Here is a 230-nt window from a genome sequence, read left to right on the forward strand (position 1 = left end):
TCCTTCAATTCGAGATTGAAGGCGAGGTTGCCGCAGATCATCGCCCGGTCGGTTTCGGGACGCAGCACCGGCACGTCGAGATCCGAAAAGCACTCCCCCGATTTCATCAGGTCCGTGATCCGGCCCATCTTGGGGCTCTGTTCGCGGGTGGTGGTGGGGTAGTACTTGATCTTCTTCCAGAAGCCGTCGCCGATCACCTCGTGGAGCAGCTCGTCGGTCTTGAGGCTCTC

1 pseudogene is annotated in these 230 nt (G+C 60.0%); it reads right to left on the reverse strand.

The features are described 5' to 3' along the window. Positions 1-230 (reverse strand): annotated as a pseudogene (locus H2O73_RS24435) (hypothetical protein); the annotation flags it as partial.

The organism is Vibrio marinisediminis (assembly GCF_014050145.1).
GTDB classification, from domain to species: domain Bacteria; phylum Pseudomonadota; class Gammaproteobacteria; order Enterobacterales; family Vibrionaceae; genus Vibrio; species Vibrio marinisediminis.